The organism is Lysinibacillus sp. 10T31, from assembly GCF_056394365.1.
In genome coordinates this window covers 1-446 of the sequence record NZ_JBFTHS010000208.1, presented here as the reverse complement: position 1 = coordinate 446, position 446 = coordinate 1, and the positions used below count along the sequence as shown (strand labels likewise).

General features: G+C 53.1%; 1 protein-coding gene. It reads right to left on the bottom strand.

Annotated elements, in window-relative coordinates:
* Positions 1-446 (bottom strand): NHL repeat-containing protein (locus AC1DCY_RS27680; protein ID WP_477355977.1); only part of this gene is annotated, 446 nt, incomplete at both ends.

Here is a 446-nt window from a genome sequence, read left to right as displayed (position 1 = left end):
AAGTGTGCCCGTGTGAGAGTAACGAGCGACAAAGCCTTGAGTGTCGGACGTTGAATGTCGAGCACTGCCCGCGACCAGGATGTTGTTATTGGCTTGCACCAACAGCGCCTGTACTGAGGTGTCGGTGAAGGCGTGATGTTTGATTTCAAGTTGCCCGGTTTGATTAAAACTCTTATCCAGATTGCCGTGAGTGTCGATTCGCAACACGACACCGGTAGAGACTTCCTCTTTCAGATAGGTGGCGCTGACGAGGACTTTTCCGTCCGCCAGCAATTGCAGGGTGCTGGAGTCGTCAACCAACTCCCCGAGGGCACTGTTTGCAATGACCACACAGCCCTGTTTACCAAAGCTGTGGTCAACCCGACCATGTGTATCGAAGCGAGCAATCACCAGGCGTTTCGGGCTGTAAACGTTCACTTCTCGGGACCAGCCCAGCATGATGATAT